At 63.5% G+C, this 16761-nt stretch carries 21 protein-coding genes; 8 read left to right on the top strand and 13 right to left on the bottom strand.

Annotation, left to right across the window (positions count from 1 at the left end; translation table 11 throughout):
- Nucleotides 1–230: 230 nt before the first annotated feature.
- Genes IEV75_RS06525 through gatC form a run of 9 tightly spaced genes read right to left on the bottom strand, consistent with a single transcriptional unit; the run spans nt 231 to nt 4437 of the window.
- Nucleotides 231–1223: an NADPH:quinone reductase gene (locus tag IEV75_RS06525; RefSeq protein WP_188451739.1), complete on the bottom strand. Its 993-nt coding sequence runs from the start codon at nt 1221–1223 to the stop codon at nt 231–233.
- On the bottom strand, nt 1220–1447 hold the full coding sequence (locus tag IEV75_RS06520) for a hypothetical protein (protein ID WP_188451738.1): 228 nt from the start codon (nt 1445–1447) through the stop codon (nt 1220–1222). Before IEV75_RS06520 ends, IEV75_RS06525 begins: the two co-directional genes overlap by 4 nt.
- Nucleotides 1448–1477: 30 nt before the next feature.
- Entirely contained in the window at nt 1478–1630 is a 153-nt protein-coding gene (locus IEV75_RS06515; protein ID WP_188451737.1) for a hypothetical protein, read from the bottom strand.
- On the bottom strand, nt 1623–1820 hold the full coding sequence (locus tag IEV75_RS06510; protein ID WP_188451736.1) for a hypothetical protein: 198 nt from the start codon (nt 1818–1820) through the stop codon (nt 1623–1625). Before IEV75_RS06510 ends, IEV75_RS06515 begins: the two co-directional genes overlap by 8 nt.
- The gene (locus IEV75_RS06505) at nt 1820–2086 is read right to left on the bottom strand and encodes a hypothetical protein (protein ID WP_188451735.1); all 267 of its coding nucleotides are present in this window, start codon (nt 2084–2086) and stop codon (nt 1820–1822) included. The genes IEV75_RS06510 and IEV75_RS06505 overlap by 1 nt, the downstream gene beginning before the upstream one ends.
- Complete coding sequence (locus tag IEV75_RS06500) at nt 2083–2367, bottom strand: hypothetical protein (protein ID WP_188451734.1); 285 nt, start codon at nt 2365–2367, stop codon at nt 2083–2085. The genes IEV75_RS06505 and IEV75_RS06500 overlap by 4 nt, the downstream gene beginning before the upstream one ends.
- Entirely contained in the window at nt 2360–2674 is a 315-nt protein-coding gene (locus IEV75_RS06495) for a hypothetical protein (RefSeq protein ID WP_188451733.1), read from the bottom strand. Before IEV75_RS06495 ends, IEV75_RS06500 begins: the two co-directional genes overlap by 8 nt.
- Nucleotides 2665–4143: an Asp-tRNA(Asn)/Glu-tRNA(Gln) amidotransferase subunit GatA gene (gatA, locus tag IEV75_RS06490; RefSeq protein WP_188451732.1), complete on the bottom strand. Its 1479-nt coding sequence runs from the start codon at nt 4141–4143 to the stop codon at nt 2665–2667. Before gatA ends, IEV75_RS06495 begins: the two co-directional genes overlap by 10 nt.
- 6 nt (nt 4144–4149) lie before the next feature.
- Entirely contained in the window at nt 4150–4437 is a 288-nt protein-coding gene (gatC, locus tag IEV75_RS06485; RefSeq protein ID WP_188451731.1) for an Asp-tRNA(Asn)/Glu-tRNA(Gln) amidotransferase subunit GatC, read from the bottom strand.
- Between the two features lie 158 nt (nt 4438–4595).
- On the opposite strand from gatC, the gene IEV75_RS06480 reads away from it, so the two are divergent.
- The 7 genes from IEV75_RS06480 (at nt 4596) to IEV75_RS06450 (ending at nt 11604) form a co-directional block, all read left to right on the top strand.
- Nucleotides 4596–5327 carry a DsbA family protein gene (locus IEV75_RS06480; RefSeq protein ID WP_188451730.1) on the top strand — a complete coding sequence of 244 codons (732 nt, stop codon included), beginning with the start codon at nt 4596–4598 and terminating at the stop codon, nt 5325–5327.
- Nucleotides 5328–5418: 91 nt separating this feature from the next.
- Entirely contained in the window at nt 5419–8856 is a 3438-nt protein-coding gene (smc, locus tag IEV75_RS06475; RefSeq protein ID WP_188451729.1) for a chromosome segregation protein SMC, read from the top strand.
- Nucleotides 8857–8976: 120 nt separating this feature from the next.
- Entirely contained in the window at nt 8977–9279 is a 303-nt protein-coding gene (locus tag IEV75_RS06470; RefSeq protein WP_188451728.1) for an AtpZ/AtpI family protein, read from the top strand.
- Nucleotides 9280–9374: 95 nt separating this feature from the next.
- Nucleotides 9375–10151, top strand: a complete 777-nt coding sequence (locus IEV75_RS06465; protein WP_188451727.1) for a F0F1 ATP synthase subunit A — start codon at nt 9375–9377, stop codon at nt 10149–10151.
- A 61-nt stretch (nt 10152–10212) separates the two neighbouring features.
- The gene (locus tag IEV75_RS06460; protein WP_127566146.1) at nt 10213–10440 is read left to right on the top strand and encodes a F0F1 ATP synthase subunit C; all 228 of its coding nucleotides are present in this window, start codon (nt 10213–10215) and stop codon (nt 10438–10440) included.
- A gap of 112 nt (nt 10441–10552) precedes the next feature.
- Nucleotides 10553–11113: a F0F1 ATP synthase subunit B family protein gene (locus tag IEV75_RS06455; RefSeq protein WP_188451726.1), complete on the top strand. Its 561-nt coding sequence runs from the start codon at nt 10553–10555 to the stop codon at nt 11111–11113.
- Nucleotides 11110–11604: a F0F1 ATP synthase subunit B family protein gene (locus tag IEV75_RS06450; protein ID WP_188451725.1), complete on the top strand. Its 495-nt coding sequence runs from the start codon at nt 11110–11112 to the stop codon at nt 11602–11604. The genes IEV75_RS06455 and IEV75_RS06450 overlap by 4 nt, the downstream gene beginning before the upstream one ends.
- A gap of 79 nt (nt 11605–11683) precedes the next feature.
- Here IEV75_RS06450 and IEV75_RS06445 read toward each other — a convergent pair whose 3' ends face one another.
- Nucleotides 11684–11965, bottom strand: coding sequence for a hypothetical protein (locus tag IEV75_RS06445; protein ID WP_188451724.1), 282 nt, complete (start codon nt 11963–11965; stop codon nt 11684–11686).
- A gap of 292 nt (nt 11966–12257) precedes the next feature.
- Between IEV75_RS06445 and IEV75_RS06440 the strand changes: the two genes are divergently transcribed.
- Nucleotides 12258–13403 carry an acyltransferase family protein gene (locus IEV75_RS06440; RefSeq protein WP_233351780.1) on the top strand — a complete coding sequence of 382 codons (1146 nt, stop codon included), beginning with the start codon at nt 12258–12260 and terminating at the stop codon, nt 13401–13403.
- Nucleotides 13404–13408: 5 nt separating this feature from the next.
- Here IEV75_RS06440 and gcvPB read toward each other — a convergent pair whose 3' ends face one another.
- Genes gcvPB through gcvH form a run of 3 tightly spaced genes read right to left on the bottom strand, consistent with a single transcriptional unit; the run spans nt 13409 to nt 16739 of the window.
- Nucleotides 13409–14989 carry an aminomethyl-transferring glycine dehydrogenase subunit GcvPB gene (gene gcvPB, locus IEV75_RS06435; RefSeq protein ID WP_188451722.1) on the bottom strand — a complete coding sequence of 527 codons (1581 nt, stop codon included), beginning with the start codon at nt 14987–14989 and terminating at the stop codon, nt 13409–13411.
- Nucleotides 14990–14992: 3 nt separating this feature from the next.
- Nucleotides 14993–16339: an aminomethyl-transferring glycine dehydrogenase subunit GcvPA gene (gene gcvPA, locus IEV75_RS06430; protein WP_188451721.1), complete on the bottom strand. Its 1347-nt coding sequence runs from the start codon at nt 16337–16339 to the stop codon at nt 14993–14995.
- A gap of 34 nt (nt 16340–16373) precedes the next feature.
- Nucleotides 16374–16739, bottom strand: a complete 366-nt coding sequence (gene gcvH / locus IEV75_RS06425) for a glycine cleavage system protein GcvH (RefSeq protein WP_188451720.1) — start codon at nt 16737–16739, stop codon at nt 16374–16376.
- Nucleotides 16740–16761: the final 22 nt, after the last annotated feature.

Below are 16761 nucleotides of genomic sequence, written 5' to 3'. Positions count from 1 at the left end.
TCCTCATCAGGCTCAACGCCATGCTCAGAGATCAAACGACATACAAACCCGCCTGAAACAGTTGCCGGGTCAAGCCCGGGAACCCGGTTGGAAGGCGGCTGGATGACAAAGCCGGGGTCCCGGCCCCCGACCCGGAACCCGGAGTGCAAAGAAGGCTGGGTTCCAGATAAGCGCTGACACGCTTTCTGGAATGACGAAGAGAAGAGAAGAGAACCAGGAACGGCTTTGGCTCACACCCCGCCCGGCTGGACGATGACCGCGCCGGAGCGCTCCCCGCTCTCCACACGTTCATGGGCTTTCACCGTTTCTTCCAGCGCCCATGCGGAATCGATCAGCGGGCGCAAGAGACCGGCTTCGAGTGCGCTGGTGATGTCGGCAACGGCACTGGCGCGCTGTTCGGGCGTGATGGCGTAGAGGAAAATGCCCTGCAAGGTGACATTCCTGAACATGAGCGGATAGGCGGCGAAGACCGGCTCGCGCACCGCTTCGGAGCCATACCAGGCAATGGTGCCGTGTTCGGCGATGACCTTTGACGACTGGGCCAGATTGCCGCCGAGCTCTACCTCGACGATATGGTCCACGCCTGCGCCGTCCGTGTCGGCGAGCACAGCCTCCACCACATCCTGCTGGCGGTAATTGATCACGTGGTCGGCCCCTGCAGCCATGGCGATGGCAGCCTTCGCGGCGCTGGAAACGGTGGTGATGATTTTCTCCGCGCCGGCCCATCTGGCGATCTGGATCGCACTGTGGCCCACAGCGCCCGCGCCGCCGGTGACCAGCACCGTCTTGCCTGCCACCCCGCCATCGCAGAACAGGGCGCGATGGGCCGTCATGGCCGGAATGCCCAAAGCTGCGCCTGCCTTTACCGATATCTGGTCCGGCAGGGGCACCGCATGCTCTGCAGGCAGCACGCATACTTCCGCGCAGGTGCCACCCGAACGCCTGTAGGCCGCGCTGAACAGCCAGACGCGTTCGCCAAGGCGCGCAGGGTCTACCCCCTCGCCCACCGCCTTGATCACACCAGCCCCATCGGAATGAGGAATCTGCAACGGTACAGCCATGGGGCCGCGCGCGCCGGAGCGCATTTTCACGTCAGACGGGTTCACGCCGGAGGCCTGCACCGTCACGGCAACTTCGCCGGGGCCCGGCACAGGCTCGGGCCGCTCGCCCAGCGTCAGCACATCACCGGCTGCGCCCTGCGTTTCATACCAGATGGCTCTCACTCAGACTTGTCCTGATCGGCTTTGCGCGCATTTTCCGCCAGCCCATCAACCCACACTTTGAGCCGCCGGGCAAACAGCAGCGTGCCAATGCCGGCTGCGCCAAACAGCAGCAGGGCCAGCCCTATGGCGCGCAAGCCCGTCTCATCGCCAAACCGGCCCGACAGGATCGCCGCGCCAAGGATGACAAGGCCGCAAAGCGGTATGAGGATGATGGTGGGGTTCATGTGAGATAAAGCAGCAAATAGCGGGTAGCGCTAGCCTGCCTTGCCCTCGCGCTCTTCCCGGTCCTCGCGCCGGCGGCGCAACTCGTTCTTCAGCTGGCGCGCCTGCTCGCCGTAGAACACAGCGACACCAATGCCAAAGGCGAGCATGATACCGAGAATGATCCACTCAGTAAGGTCACTCATCGCTTGCCTCCATCGCTGTCAGATAACGGTTAGCCGCGATTACCACGTGCGCCAGCCCGTGAAGTACGACTGCCATACACATATAGGCGATCCGCACGCGCATTTCACCATCGCCGAACAAGGCAAACGCCGCAGCGCCTAGCGACAGGGCGTGCAGCGCATCGCGGAAAAGCTGGGCGTGTGCGCCCATCACTCCCCCGCCTCGTCCTCAAACCCCAGCACGCCGGGCTTCTCCAGCGCGTCAGCGATGCGTGAGAGGTATTCGATAACGACAGCAAGGAGGAGGATGGGCGTAATTGCCGACACCAGTTGTGACATCTGCCAACCAGCATCTTCGCTACCATGCGCTACTGCTACGGAAATGCTGACAACACCGATTAAAGCGAAAATTAGTGTTGCTACAAAAATCAATAGCGCGAACCGGCTCCTAAAAAACTGCACCGCAACATTTTTCATACCAGTTTACCTTCAGACCTGCGGAGAGTGTTCGTCCTGACCGCGATGCGGCGCAGCCAATAAATAATGACTCCTAGAATAACCAAGGTTACGCCTGGAAAAATTAAATACAAAGAATAAAAATACTCTTCTGTAGTCATGGCCCGAGAAAATACCGGCGCTAATTGATGGTCCGGAGCGCTAATATAATCCAGAAGCGCCGACTCCCAAATCCGCACTATTAGAGACAACCCTCCAAAGACGATGAAAATACCTACGGGCGGCTTGATGAGATCATTCACCTTGAGCCTCGTGTTTTTCCTCAGAGACTTTCGATCTCAGGTATTTGATATCGTTCGCAATGCGGGAAGCGTACTCGACCGCGATCGCGACAAACAACACAACAAATCCGGCGAACATACTAAGGAAAAAATGATGAAAGGGCACGTACACTAGCACACTCGAGAAGCTATTCTGAACAGCCCATATCTCCGCCCAGTTTGCAATTGTAGTAAATAAGTCAAACCCCATCAGAACGACCGCCAGCACCGCCGCAATACGGGCAAAGGGTTGTCTGAAGAAATTCAGCGCGTCGCGTATCACCACCATCTCTCCGGTTTGGCTGTGAACCCTGCCGCATCTTCAATGGCGGCGGCAACGGAAAACATGGTTTCCTCGTCCAGCGCGCGGGTGATGACCTGCAGGCCCAGCGGCAGCCCTTGCGCATCAAGGCCCGCAGGCACGCTCATCGCGGGGATGCCTGCGATATTGGCCGTCACCGTGAAGATGTCATTCAAGTACATCTCGATCGGGTCGGCCTTGGACTTGGAGCCGATGCCAAACGCGGCGCTGGGCGTGGTGGGGGTGAGGATCGCGTCCACCTTTTCGAACGCGGCCTGGAAATCCTCATAGATGCGGCGGCGCACTTTCAGTGCCTTCACGTAATACGCGTCGTAATAGCCCGCAGAGAGCACATAGGTGCCGATCAGGATGCGGCGCTGGACTTCCTTGCCGAAACCGGCCGCGCGCGTCTTTTCATAGGTGTCGATCAGGTCTTCGCCCTCGACGCGCAGGCCATAGCGCATGCCGTCATAGCGCGCGAGGTTGGAGGAGGCTTCCGCCGGCGCAATGATGTAATAGGCGGGCAGCGCGTATTTCGTCATCGGCAGCGAGATGTCGACGATCTCGCAACCCTGCGCCTTCAACCACTCCACGCCCTTGGCCCAGAGCGTGTCGATCTCGCCGGGCATGCCGTCCATGCGGTATTCCTTCGGCACGCCGATGCGCAGGCCTTTGACCGGCTTTTCGCACGCGGAGAGCATGTCGGGCACGGCGCCCGGATAGCTGGTGGAATCCTTCGGATCATGGCCCGCCATGACCTGCGTCAGCAGCGCACTGTCGCGTACCGTCTTGCCGAACGCGCCGGGATGATCGAGCGAGGAGGCGAACGCCACGACGCCCCAGCGCGAGCAGCGGCCATAGGTCGGCTTCACGCCGACAAGGCCGGTAAAGGCGGCAGGCTGGCGAATGGAGCCGCCAGTGTCAGTCCCCGTCGCGCCATAGCCGATATCGGCAGCGAGCGCGGACACAGACCCGCCGGACGACCCGCCCGGCACCAGCTTCTCGTCGGAGCCCTTCGCCCGCCACGGATTGACCACAGGGCCGGTCGCGGCGGTCTCGTTGGATGAACCCATGGCGAACTCGTCCATCGAGGATTTCGCCACCATCACCGCGCCCGCGTCCCACAAATTCTGCGTGACGGTGGATTCGTATTCCGGCTTGAAGCCTTTGAGGATGTTGGAGGAAGCCGTCGTCTCGATACCCTTGACCGCAAACAGATCCTTGATGACCAGCGGCACGCCTTCCAGCACGCCCGCCTCGCCCTTGGCCCGGCGCGCATCGGAGGCTTTCGCCATACCGAGCGCATGATCGGCATCGATCACGGTGAAGCAGTTGAGCGCGCCTTGCGCGTCCTCAGCGGCCTTTACGTGGGCTGCTGTCAGTTCGGCGCTGGAGACATCACCACGGCTAAGCGCATCGCGGGCTTCAAGCAGGTTCATCGAAAACACGTCAGACATACCCGCCTACTCCACGCTCTTCGGGACGACGAAAAAGCCTTCTTCGGCCTTCGGCGCATTCTTCAGGACTTTTTCGGGGATTTCCCCGTCGGTCACCGCGTCCTCGCGCATAGGCAATGGCGTGGAGACAGGCGTGGTCATCGGCTCGACGCCGTCCACATCCACCTCATTGAGCATCTCCACCCAGGCCAGAATGCCGTTCAGCTCGCCGGTAAGTTTGGCCACGCGGTCCTTGGGTTCGGCGATACGGGCGAGCCGGGCGATCCGGCGGACATCGTCCTCGGTAACGGACATGGGACGCGCACTCCATCTGGTCAGGAAAACGAGCGGCCTGAGTAACAATGCCCATGCCCGCGCGCAAGCGCCCTGCCCTCAAGTCTGGCGCTTCACCGCACGCTATGGGTAGAGTGCCACCAACCTGAACATCGCGCTCACCGGATGGAGCATTTGCCATGGCTTTCAACCTCGCCCGTTCCTTTATTCCTGCCTTTGCAGCCGCCACAGCGTTGGCGCTCGCTGCCTGCGGCGGGAACTCAGGGGCCGCCGATGGCCGCACCGAGTTCGAACGCGAAGGTGATTTCGCCCGCGGCTCGGTCGATGCGCCGGTGGTTTTCATTGAATACGGCTCTACCGCCTGCGGTGGCTGCGCTGCCTTCCATGCGGGCGTCTACCCCACGCTGAACCAGTATATAGAAGACGGCACGGTACGCCTTGTATTCCGTGAAATGCTGACCGGCTCGGCAGAACTGGCGCTCGCCGGCTTCATGCTGGCGCGCTGTGCAGGCGAAGAGCGCTATTTCGACGTGGTCGACGTGCTTTTCGAACAGCAGCAGGCGATCTTCATGGCCGCGCAGCGCGGTCAGGCACGCCAGCAATTCCAGACCATCGCCCGCTCGGCAGGTCTGTCTGACCAGGAATTCCGCGCCTGCATGTCCGATGAGAGCGCGGTGGAGGCGATCAACGAAGCCAACCAGCGTGCCGCGCGCGAAGGCATTAACGCCACGCCGAGTTTCATCATCAATGGCGAGCGTGTCGAACCGAACCGCGCGCCCGATGGCTCCGGCGTCGTCTATTTTGCCGGCAACACGGCCATCGAGGACGATCAGGGTTTCGTGCCTGCACAATTCACCGGCGACACCTTCTCGCGAATCATCGAGTATTTCCGGTCTCGCGCCGAGGAATAGCCGACGCGCGATTCGGTGGCATGGTGAAACCGTTAGCGGATGACTGCAAAGCAGCGGCGCGAGGTTTCAGACGGGTTTCAGGAGACGTCTGGTGAAATTCACCCGTCTGCGCGTTACGGGCTTCAAGTCCTTCGTCGATCCGGCGGAGCTGCGCATTGATGCGGGGCTGACCGGCGTCATCGGCCCGAATGGCTGCGGCAAGTCCAACGTGCTCGAAGCGCTGCGCTGGGTGATGGGGGCCACCTCTGCCAAATCGCTGCGCGGCGGCGGTATGGAAGACGTCATCTTCTCCGGCACCGCGACCCGCCCGGCCCGTGACCGCGCCGAAGTGATCCTGACCATCGACAATTCCGACCGCCGCGCGCCCGCCCGCTTCAACGATGCAGACATTCTGGAGGTCACGCGGCGTATCACGCGCGGCAAAGGGTCTGACTACAAGATCAATGGCGAGGAAGTACGCGCAAAAGACGTGCAGCTCCTGTTCGCCGATGCCGGCACGGGCGCGAACTCGCCTGCCCTGGTGCGTCAGGGCCAGATCAGCGAGCTGATCAACGCCAAGCCGGAAAACCGCCGCCGCGTACTGGAAGAAGCTGCCGGGGTGGCGGGCCTGCGCGCCCGACGCCACGAAGCGCAATTACGCCTCAACGCGGCCGAGACCAATCTGGACCGGCTGCAGGAGGTCGTCGACACACTGCAGAGCCGCTATGAGGGCCTGCAGAAACAGGCGCGGCAGGCAGGCCGCTACCGCAAGCTCTCTGCCGATATACGCGAGCTGGAAGCCGTCCTCTGGCTGCGCCGCTGGCAGGAGGCGAGCGAGGCCGCGTCTGGCGCGCGCGATCATCTGGCTGCCTGCGAAACCCTCGTCGCCGACGCCGCGCGCATTGCTGCCTCCGCCACCAGTGCCGCCGAAGCCGCTGCCAACGCTGTGGCGCCTTTGCGTGAACGCGAAGCGGAAGCCTCCGCCGCCTTGCGCCTCCTGGAACGCGAACGCGACACACTGGAACGCGATATCGATCAGGCCAAAGCCAACATCGCGCGCCTGACGGCAAGGCTTGAAGAGCTGGCCATCAGCAAGGCGCGGGAGACCGAGCTCTCACAGGAGGCAACGCAGTCGTTGGAGCGGGTGCGCGGGTCGCTGAAAACCTTGCGCGACGAGCTGGCCGGTGATGCTGAAGCGCAGGCCAGGGCCGAAACCGCCATGGCAGAGGCGGAAAAGCAGCGCAGCGAGGCCGAAAAGACGCTTGATGCCGCCAGTGCACGGCTGGCTGAAGTAAAGGCAGCCCGCGATGCCGCGCGGCGCGATACCGACAATGCCCGCCGCCGTCACGAGACATTGCGCCGCGAGGCTGACGAAGCAGCAGCCCGCGCCGCCGAGCAGCCAGATCATGAAGGGCCCGGCCTGGAAGCGCTGGAAAACGCTGTAGCCGAAGCCGGGGCTGACGCTGAAAAGGCGGCCGAAGCCTTCGCAAAAGCCGAGCAAGCCGCGCACGTTCAAGCCGAGGCCGCCAGCACCGCCCGCGACGCGCTTCGTGCGGCCGAGGCCGAGACACAGTCCCTGTCGCGCGAGGCCGACAGCCTGCGCCGCCTGGTCGCCTCCGGCGATAATGATGACGGGCTGGTTGAGCAGGTACGCGCAAAACCCGGCACCGAGAAAGCGCTGGCCGCCGCGCTGGGCGATGATCTGGAGGCCGGCCTGTCTGCCGGTGCGGCGCGCCGCTGGACCGGCACAAGCGCCCTGCCACCGGCCCTGCCGTCCGGCGTGACGGCGCTGAGCGAAGTCGTCGAGGCACCTTCCGAGCTGAAAGCAAGACTGGAATCGATCGGTCTCGTCGACGAGGCCGATCTCGACCGGCTGGCGGGTTTCCTGAAGCCCGGCCAGAGGCTGGTGACGCTGGACGGCGCACTGCGGCGCTGGGACGGGTTTGCCGCCAATGCCGGCGCCCCGTCGAGCGCTGCCATCCGGCTGGAAACACGCAACCGGCTCGAGACCATCCTTTCCGAGCTGGATGCTGCCCGCAAGCGCGAGGCGGACGCGCGCAGCGAGCACGACAGGGCCGGGCTGGCCGCTGGAGAGGCGTCAACCGCGCTGCGTGCCGCCCGCGAAGCGCTGGACGGATCGCAACGCCGTGTGCGCGACGCCGAACGCGCGCTTGCTGACGGGCGCGAGGCCGCGGTGCGTGCCGAGGCCCGCCGGGCCAATCTGGCAGATACGGCGCGCCGGCTGGAGAGCGAAGCGGCCGGTGCAAAGGACGCGCTGGAACGCGCTGAAGCCAGCCTGAAAGCCACCCTGGATGCCGATGACGGCAGTGTCGCGCTGGAACAGGCGCGTACCGGAGCCGAGCGCGCCCGCGCAGTCGCGGCAGACGCCCGGGCAGCGCTGGAATCGGTGCGCCGCGATGCGCAGAGCCGCCGTCACCGGATAGCCGGGCTGGAGCGCGAGGAGGCCGAATGGTCCCGCCGCGCCGACAGTGCTGCGGGGCGCCTGGCGGAGATCAATACCGCCGAATCGGAAACACGCAGCGCGCTTGCCGAAGCCGAAGCTGAACCCGGTCAGCTGGAAGAGCGCCGCAGCGTCATTTTCGACCAGCTGGGCGAGGCCGAATCGCGCGCGCGCCTGACGCGCTCCGAGGTAGAGGCGGCAGAGGCGGCCTTGCGGGAAGCCGACGCAACCTTGCGCGCCGCCGAGCGCGAGGCGGGCAGCGCAAGAGAGGCCAGGGCTGCTGCCGCGGCGACGCTGGAAGGCGCCCAGACGCGCATTGCCGAGACCGCCCAGCGCCTCGCGGATGCCACTGGCGAGACGCCCGAGGCGCTGCAGACCCGGTCCAGCCAGAGCGAGTATGTGAACCTCTCTTCGGCTGAACTGGAACGGCGCCTGGACGAGGCCCGCCTCTCGCGCGAACGCCTTGGCGCGGTAAACCTGCGCGCCGACGAGGAAGCAGAAGAGCTGACCTCGGAGCGTGACCGGCTAACCGCAGAGCGTGACGATCTGGTCGAGGCGGTGGCGCGCCTGCGCAAGGCTGTCGACACGCTCTCACGCGAAGGCCGGGCGCGGCTTCTCGCCGCATTCGAGGTGGTGGACGGTCATTTCCGACAGCTCTTCTCCACGCTTTTCGGTGGCGGCGAGGCCGAACTGCGCCTGACCGAGCACGACGACCCGCTGGAGGCGGGGCTCGAGATCATGGCCTGCCCGCCGGGCAAGAAGATGGAGACCATGTCGCTGATGTCGGGCGGCGAGCAGGCGCTAACCGCTACAGCCCTGATTTTTGCAGTATTTCTCTCCAACCCGGCGCCGGTGTGCGTGCTCGACGAGGTGGACGCGCCGCTGGACGATGCCAATGTCGACCGGTTCTGCCGGATGCTGGAAGAAATGCGCGAACTGACGGATACGCGCTTCCTCATCATCACCCACAATCCGGTGACGATGAGCCGGATGGATCGCCTGTTCGGTGTGACCATGGGCGAACAGGGTGTCTCGCAGCTCGTCTCGGTGAACCTGCGTGCGGCAGAAGCGCTCCTTGCTGCCGAATAGGCAAAAAGTTCTTGTTTTTCTGACATTTGTGGCGCGCGCCCACTCACTTGACTTGCCCATACCGCGCTTATAGTGTGCGCGCGCTTTCCGGGGGTGTCCCACGGGAGCGCACAGGCCCTCATGTCCTATCCAAGCGACCATACGAGCCCTCCAGACCCGGATGATTTCGAGCACCGTCTTGCCCGCAAGCTTGAGGCAAGAGAGGCGCAGAGAGCCAAGGATAATGCGGCTCCATCGGGTTGGGCGCTCGGACTGCGCTACGGATCGGAGTTCTTCGGTGGTGTCATCGCCGGGGTTTTTGTGGGTCTGCTGGCAGATCATTTCTTCGGCTGGTCGCCCATCGGGCTGCTGATCGGAGTGGTGCTCGGCTTCGCCGCTGGCTCGCTCAATATCGTGCGCGCCGTGAAGTCGATGCAGAACTAGCTCTTGCGCTTCGCGCTCCGGCGCGATAGGCGCACGTCACGTTTTCAAGGTGCGCCGGGTGACCGTAGCGCCGCAACACAGTCAAGGGGCCGGGCGTGGCTGACACCAACCCGATCAAGCAGTTCGAAATCCATCCCATCGCTGAGTTGAGCGTGGGCGGGTTGAACCTGTCTTTCACGAACTCCAGCTATTTCATGGTCGCCGCGGTGGCGCTGACGGTGGGCTTGCTGGCTCTGGCGACCTCGCGCGCCACGCTGGTACCGGGCCGGGCGCAATCGGTTGCCGAGCTGCTCTACGAGTTCGTTGCAGGAATGATCCGCTCGACGGCGGGCAATGACGGGCTGCGCTTCTTCCCCTTCGTGTTCACGCTGTTCATCTTCATCCTGATGGGCAACATGCTGGGCATGCTGCCCTACTTCCCGGTACCGGGCCTGCACGGCTTCACCTTTACCAGCCACATCATCGTGACATTCGCCCTGGCACTGGCCGTCATGACGGTTCTGGTGGGCTTTGGGATTTTCAAGAACGGCCTGAAATTCTTCAAGATTTTCGTGCCGTCCGGCGTTCCCATCGCGATTCTGCCCTTCGTGATCGTGATCGAGATCATCTCGTTCATTTCACGCCCGGTGACGCTTGGCGTTCGTCTGTTCGCCAACATGCTGGCCGGCCACATCCTGCTGAAGGTGTTTGCAGGCTTCATCATCATGCTCGGCTCGGTCGGCGCCCTTGGCGCTGTCGGTGCCATCGCCCCGCTCATAATGGTCGTCGCACTGACCGCGCTGGAGTTCCTGGTAGCCTTCCTCCAGGCCTATGTGTTCGCCGTGCTGACCTGCATCTACCTGTCCGACGCGCTGCATCCGGGTCACCACTAGGCGCGACGGACCCGACTTCAACCCGCATCAACTCAACCGTTCATCCTCGAGGAGTATCGACATGGAAGCGGAAGCCGCAAAATACATCGGCGCTGGACTGGCCACCTTCGGCATGCTGGGCGCTGCGCTCGGCGTGGGCAACATCTTCTCCAGCTTCCTGACGGGCGCGCTGCGCAACCCGTCGGCTGCGCCGGCCCAGTTCGGCAACCTGATCTTCGGCTTCGCCGTGACCGAGGCGCTGGGAATCTTCTCGCTGCTCATCGCCCTCCTGCTTCTGTTCGTCGTCTAAACCGGACGGCGATCTGACTACCGCGTTCCGGCCGGACCTGCCATCGGGCGAGCGTCCGGCCCGGAGCGTGTGAAGCCTTCGGTTTCGACGACTTGATTGAAGGGAGGACGCCTTGCGCTTGCAGGAGTCCCAGACGGACATCGCTGAAGGAGCCGGGTACGCCGCCGAAGCGGCCTTCCCGCCTTTCGATCCGACCTATTTTGCCTCGCAGCTCTTCTGGCTCGCGATCAGCTTTGCCATTCTCTATTTCCTCCTGTCACGCTGGCTTCTGCCGCGGATCGGATCGGCGATCGAGGAACGCAAAGATCGTATCGCAGATGATCTGGATGCGGCTGCCGGGCTGAAGCTTCAAGCCGACGAGGCCGTGAAGGCTTACGAGAAGTCCCTGGCCGACGCCCGTGCCAAAGCACAGGCGGTTGGCGCCGAGGCGCGCGCCGAGGCCGAACGCCAGAGCGCAGACGAGATTGCCCGGATGGAAGCCGAGCTGGAAGGCCGTCAGGCCGAAGCGGAGGCACGTATCACATCAGCCCGCAATGCGGCGCTTGCCGAGGTTCGCAATGTCGCTGCCGACGTAGCCGGCGCCGTAACGGAACATCTGGCAGGCCTTACGGTCAAACGCGACGAGGCAGAGTCTGCCGTCGACGCGGTACGCAGCCAGGAGGCGGCCCGATGAGCTATCTTCTTCAGGACACATCCTTCTGGGCGCTGATCGGCCTGTTGCTGTTCTTCGCCCTCTTGTGGCGCTTCGGTGTGCACAAGGTGCTCGGCAAGAATCTCGATGCGCGCGCTGAATCCATCCGCAACGAGCTGGACGAGGCTCGCCGCCTGCGCGAGGAAGCGCAAGAAATGCTGGCCAAGTACGAGCGCCAGCAGCGCGATGCAGCCAGCGAAGCCGAAGAGATTGTGAAAAAGGCCAAGCTGGATGCCGAGTTCATCCGCGAAACGGCTCGCAAGGAACTGGCACAGCGCATCGAACGCCGCACGGCCCTGGCCGAGCAGCGCATCGCGCAAGCCGAAGCCCAGGCGGCCAAGGACGTGAAGGCGCTGGCGGCCGACATCGCTGTGGAAGCGGCGGCAAAACTCCTGTCAGAGAAGCTGACCAAGACCCAGCGCAACGCGCTGGTGAAGGACGCTGCTGGCGAGCTGGCCGAGCGTATCAACTGAATTCACCCACTCGCCGTGCAAGACGACACGCAGAACGGGGCCCTCAAGGCCCCGTTTTTTTTGGTTGCCGCCGTGGGTTTCAGTCTTTCTCGCCAAACATGCGCTTTACCCTGTTCCACACCGGGGGAAAGCGGCGGAGGACGCCTGTCACCACGCCGTGTGCTGTGCGTGATGACGCGGCCAGCAGTAGCGCTGCCAGGATGAAGAGCGGGATGCCGAGCGGGATCGGCAGAAAGAACAGCGGAATCGCGACCGCCATCAAGAACAGCCCGAGTGCTACGCCTATGGCACGCAGTACGAGAACAATCGCCCCGCCAATGCGGGATTTGCTGAACTCGTTGACTGCATCATTCATGACCAAGGCTGTCTCCCCGGGGGCGCGTAACGCTTTACGCGACTAATGTGAGCCGCCGGATCGAAGCTGCAAGGATGCGTGCAGCCGATTCCCGGCAGGTGTTGTATTATGGCGATCATCCGCATGCCAATTATGGCGCAATTGCGGACGGGCCGGCTGGTTTCTGGCATACGCTGGAATAACCCGCCCGGATTAACGGCGGTTCCCATACGGCACAGCAGGCATGCCGGGCCGGACGCCAATTGCCTGCCTCCTGTGGCTTGTATAGCGTCCGGACAACGTCAGATACGGGGCCGGAATGCACTCTGCCATCATGCCACTCCACTCCTTGCAGTCCTTGCGGGCTGTGGCAGCGCTGCTTGTTCTGGCCGCTCACGCCGCACAGATCGACGGACGGTTTTTCAGCCAGCCGGTGAGCAGCGGGCAGTGGACGCTGGGCTTCGCGGGTGTGGACCTGTTCTTCGTGATTTCCGGCTTTGTGATGGTGTACATCACCCATGGCAAGCCACGCGGCGACGCCCGTTTTACCGGCCGCTTCGTCTATGCACGCTTCACCCGCATCTATCCGATCTACTGGTTTTTCACACTGCTGGCGCTGGCGGCCTACATGCTCGTGCCGGACACGCTGAACCGCGACCTTGCGGACCTCGAGATATGGCGCTCCTTCACCCTGTGGCCCATCGAGGGCGAACTGCCAATTCTGCATGTCGGCTGGACGCTGACGCACGAGATTTATTTCTATCTCGCCTTCACCCTTTTTCTCATCATGCCGGAGCGCTGGCTGCCCGCCCTGCTCGCGATCTGGGCCGCGCTTGTGATTGCCGGATCGCTCTTGCTGGAGGGTCTGCCAGCCATTGGCACGCTCATAGTAAACCCGCTCACAATAGAGTTCATTCTGGGCGCCCTGGCCGGCATCCTGATCTGCTCGGGTGAACGCCGCCTGGCACGCACGGCACTTTTGCTGGCAGCGCTCTGGCTAGCCGCTGCCGCATGGCTCCTGTGGCCCGACAATGCCGAGGCCTTTCCGGCAGGCTGGATGCGCGTTGCGGCATTTGGCATTCCCGCCGCGCTAATCGTCTACGGCGCCATAAGCCTTGAAATGCAGGGACGGATGAGGCCGCCGGGCTGGCTGGTGATCCTCGGCGACTGGTCCTACGCGCTCTATCTCTGCCACCTGCTCGTCCTGTCAGGCCTTGTGCGCATGTGGGTCGCGGTACTGCCCGATTTCGGGCCGCTGGCAAGCCTCGCCTTCCTGATCGTCTCGATAGCGCTGAGCGTGGCCGTGGCAGGGGCCGGCTTCCGCCTGCTGGAATTCCCGGCCCTGAAAGCGACGCGCCGGCTGGGTGACCGCCTGTTCGAGGGGCCGCAGAGGCCACGGCGCGCGCCGGCGGCCCATGAAGATCCGGCTGTCCAGACAGGACAGGCCGGATCCAGGGATAGCTGACAGACTTACTCCGCCGCCTGCGGCTGGTCTTGCGGCTCCTGCCACACCAGAACAGGGCTACGGGCCGCACGCGTCTCGTCGAGGCGCTTGACCGGCGCATGTACCGGGGCAGAGGAGAACCGCGCCGTATCGCCGGATTTCGCGGCCTGCGCGAGGCCTTCGAGCACGTCGCAGAACCGGTCGAGGCCGGATTTGCTCTCGGTCTCTGTCGGTTCGATCAGCATGGCTCCATGCACCACTAGCGGGAAGTACATGGTCATCGGGTGGTAGCCCTCGTCGATCATCGCCTTGGCGAAATCGAGCGTGGTGACGCCGGTGTCTTTGAGGAAGCGGTCATCAAATAGCGCTTCGTGCATGCAGGTGCCATCAAAGGCGGGCGTCATCACATGCTTCAGGCGCGCCAGCACATAATTGGCGTTGAGCACGGAATCCTCTGCCACCTGGCGCAGCCCGTCAGAGCCATGGCTCATCATGTAGCTGAGCGCGCGGGTGAACATGCCCATCTGGCCATGGAAGGCGACCATGCGGCCGAAGGGCTCGGCGCCATCAGCGCGGGCCTCTTCCTCATGCTCGACCATGTGCCAGGTCTCGCCCTTTTTCACCACGTACGGCACCGGCGCGAACGGCGCGAGCGCCTGCGAGAACACTGTCGGGCCGGAGCCGGGACCACCACCGCCATGGGGCGTGGAGAAGGTCTTGTGCAGATTGATGTGCATGGCATCTATGCCAAGATCGCCCGGGCGCACGCGGCCGACAATCGCGTTGAAGTTCGCGCCATCACAGTAGAAATACCCGCCCGCCTCGTGGATGAGGTCGGCAATCTCGCGAATGTCCCGCTCGAACAGCCCGCACGTATTGGGATTGGTCAGCATGATGCCGGCCACATCATCGCCCAGCTTCGCCTTGAAGGCTTCCATGTCTACGCGGCCATCGGGGCCGGCCGGGATCTCGTCACAATGGAAGCCGCACTGCACGGCCGTCGCAGGGTTGGTGCCGTGCGCACTTTCCGGCACCAGCACGCGGCGGCGGCCGGTTTCGCCACGCGCGTCCAGCGCTGCGCGAATGGCCATCATGCCGCACAGCTCACCATGTGCACCGGCTTTCGGGCTCATCGCCACGCAGGGCGTGTTGGTCAGCGTCATCAGCCAGTGGGCCAGCTCGCCAATCAGCTCCAGCGCACCCTGCACGGTCGATTGCGGCTGCAGCGGGTGAATGTCACCGAAGCCCGGCAAGCGGGCCATTTTCTCGTTGAGGCGCGGATTATGCTTCATCGTGCACGAGCCGAGCGGATAGATGCCCAGATCGATCGCGTAATTCTTGCGGCTCAGGCGCACATAATGGCGCATGGCTTCAGGCTCGGCGAGGCCGGGCAAGCCGATCTCGCTCTTGCGCTCCAACCCGCCAAGGCGTGTCTTCACGCCCTTGGGTTCCGGCAGGTCAACGCCGGTGAGATCGGTGCGCCCGCGTTCAAAGATCAGCGGCTCAGCCTGATCAAGGCCGCGGCTGCCGGAGATGGTGTCGGCGTAGCCGCCGGTCGCGGCATTGGTGTTCGGACGGGTGGGACGTCCCTGCTGGTTCATGGCCATGGGTTAAAGCACCTCTTTGAGGGCGGACGCGAAGAGCGCGATATCGGCATCAGTATTGGTTTCGGTCGCGGCGATGATGAGACGGTCATCCAGCCCGCCACCAGGCCAGAGACGGCTCGCAGGCACGCCCGCCAGCACGCCCTTGGCGATCAGCGCCTCGGTGACGTCAGCGGCGTTTTTGGGCAGTTTCACCGTAAATTCGTTGAAGAAGGCATCGGTCTCCACGCTCACGCCCGGCACACCGCCGAGCGCATCGGCCAGTTCCACCGCCCGCTCATGATTGAGCGCGGCGAGGTGTTTGAGACCCTTCTCGCCTAGCAGTGTCATGTGGATCGTGAAGGCCAGCGCCATCAACCCGGAATTGGTACAGATGTTGGACGTCGCGCGGTCACGCCGGATATGCTGCTCGCGCGTGGAGAGCGTCAGCACATAGCCGCGGCGGCCATCGGCATCAACCGTTTCGCCGGCCAGGCGGCCGGGCATGTTGCGGATGAAGCTCTTGTCATTGCGGCAGGCAAAGAGACCCACATACGGTCCGCCAAACTGCAGGCCGACGCCGATGGACTGGCCCTCGCCAACCACAATGTCCGCGCCCATTGCGCCGGGGCTTTCAATCAGGCCGAGCGAGACAATCTCGGTAAACACGGCAATCAGCAAAGCGCCCTTGGCGTGCGCGGCCTCTGCAATCGGGCGCAGATCGTGGATATTGCCGAACACGTCCGGGTTCTGCACCACGACGCAGGCTGTTTCCCCGTCGATCTGGCTGATGACATCGTCCAGCCCGCCCGGCACCGGGGCGTTGGCAGCAATGTCGATATTCATGTAGCGGGCGAGCGTGCGGGTCGCCTCGGCATAGTGCGGGTGGAGATTGCCCGACAGGACTGCGCGCGAGCGCTTGGTCACCCGCGCGGCCATCAGTACCGCTTCGGCGCAGGCCGTGGAGCCGTCATACATGGACGCATTGGCGATATCCATGCCAGTCAGGCGCGCCACCTGGGTCTGGAACTCGAACAGGGTCTGCAGCGTGCCCTGGCTGATTTCCGGCTGGTAGGGCGTGTAGGCGGTAAGGAACTCCGAGCGCTGGATCAGATGATCCACGGTTGCCGGAATGTGGTGCTTGTAGGCCCCTGCCCCGACGAAGAAGGCGGTCTCGCTGGCTGCCGTATTTTTCTTTGCCATTCGGGCAAAGGCACGCTCCACCTCCAGCTCCGTCGCCCGGCGGGGCAGGTTTACCGGCCCGTCAAGGCGCGCAGCCTGAGGTACATCGGCGAACAGCGCATCGATGGAGCTGACGCCAATGACGTCCAGCATCTCGCTGCGGTCTTCAGGGGTAAGCGGCAGATAGCGCATGGCGGTCTTCAACCTTCGGGGCGTGCAGGGATGATCAGGCGATGTGTTTCGCGTAGGCAGCCTCGTCCATCAGGCCGTCCAGTTCGCCTTTGTCGGCGATTTTCAGCTTGGCGAACCAGCCACCAGCCAGCGGCTCGTCATTGACCAGCTGCGGCGCGTCCTCGATCCCGTCATTGATCTCGATGACCTCACCGGATAAGGGCGCATAGACCTCGGCGGCGGTCTTCACCGAGTCGACAACCGCGATCTCGTCACCCTTCTTGAAGCTCTTGCCGACATCGGGCAGCTCCACGCTGATGACGTCTCCGAGCTGCTCGGTGGCGTATTGGGTGATGCCGATAATGGCGATATCGCCCTCAAGGCGGACCCATTCATGGTCTTTGGTAAAGCGTGTGGTCATGGCGGTTACTCCCGGTCGAAAA

It is taken from the genome of Glycocaulis albus, assembly GCF_014639075.1.
In the GTDB taxonomy this organism is placed as follows: domain Bacteria; phylum Pseudomonadota; class Alphaproteobacteria; order Caulobacterales; family Maricaulaceae; genus Glycocaulis; species Glycocaulis albus.
Note: the sequence above shows the minus strand (reverse complement) of the source record. Positions and strands in the feature narration are given on the sequence as shown.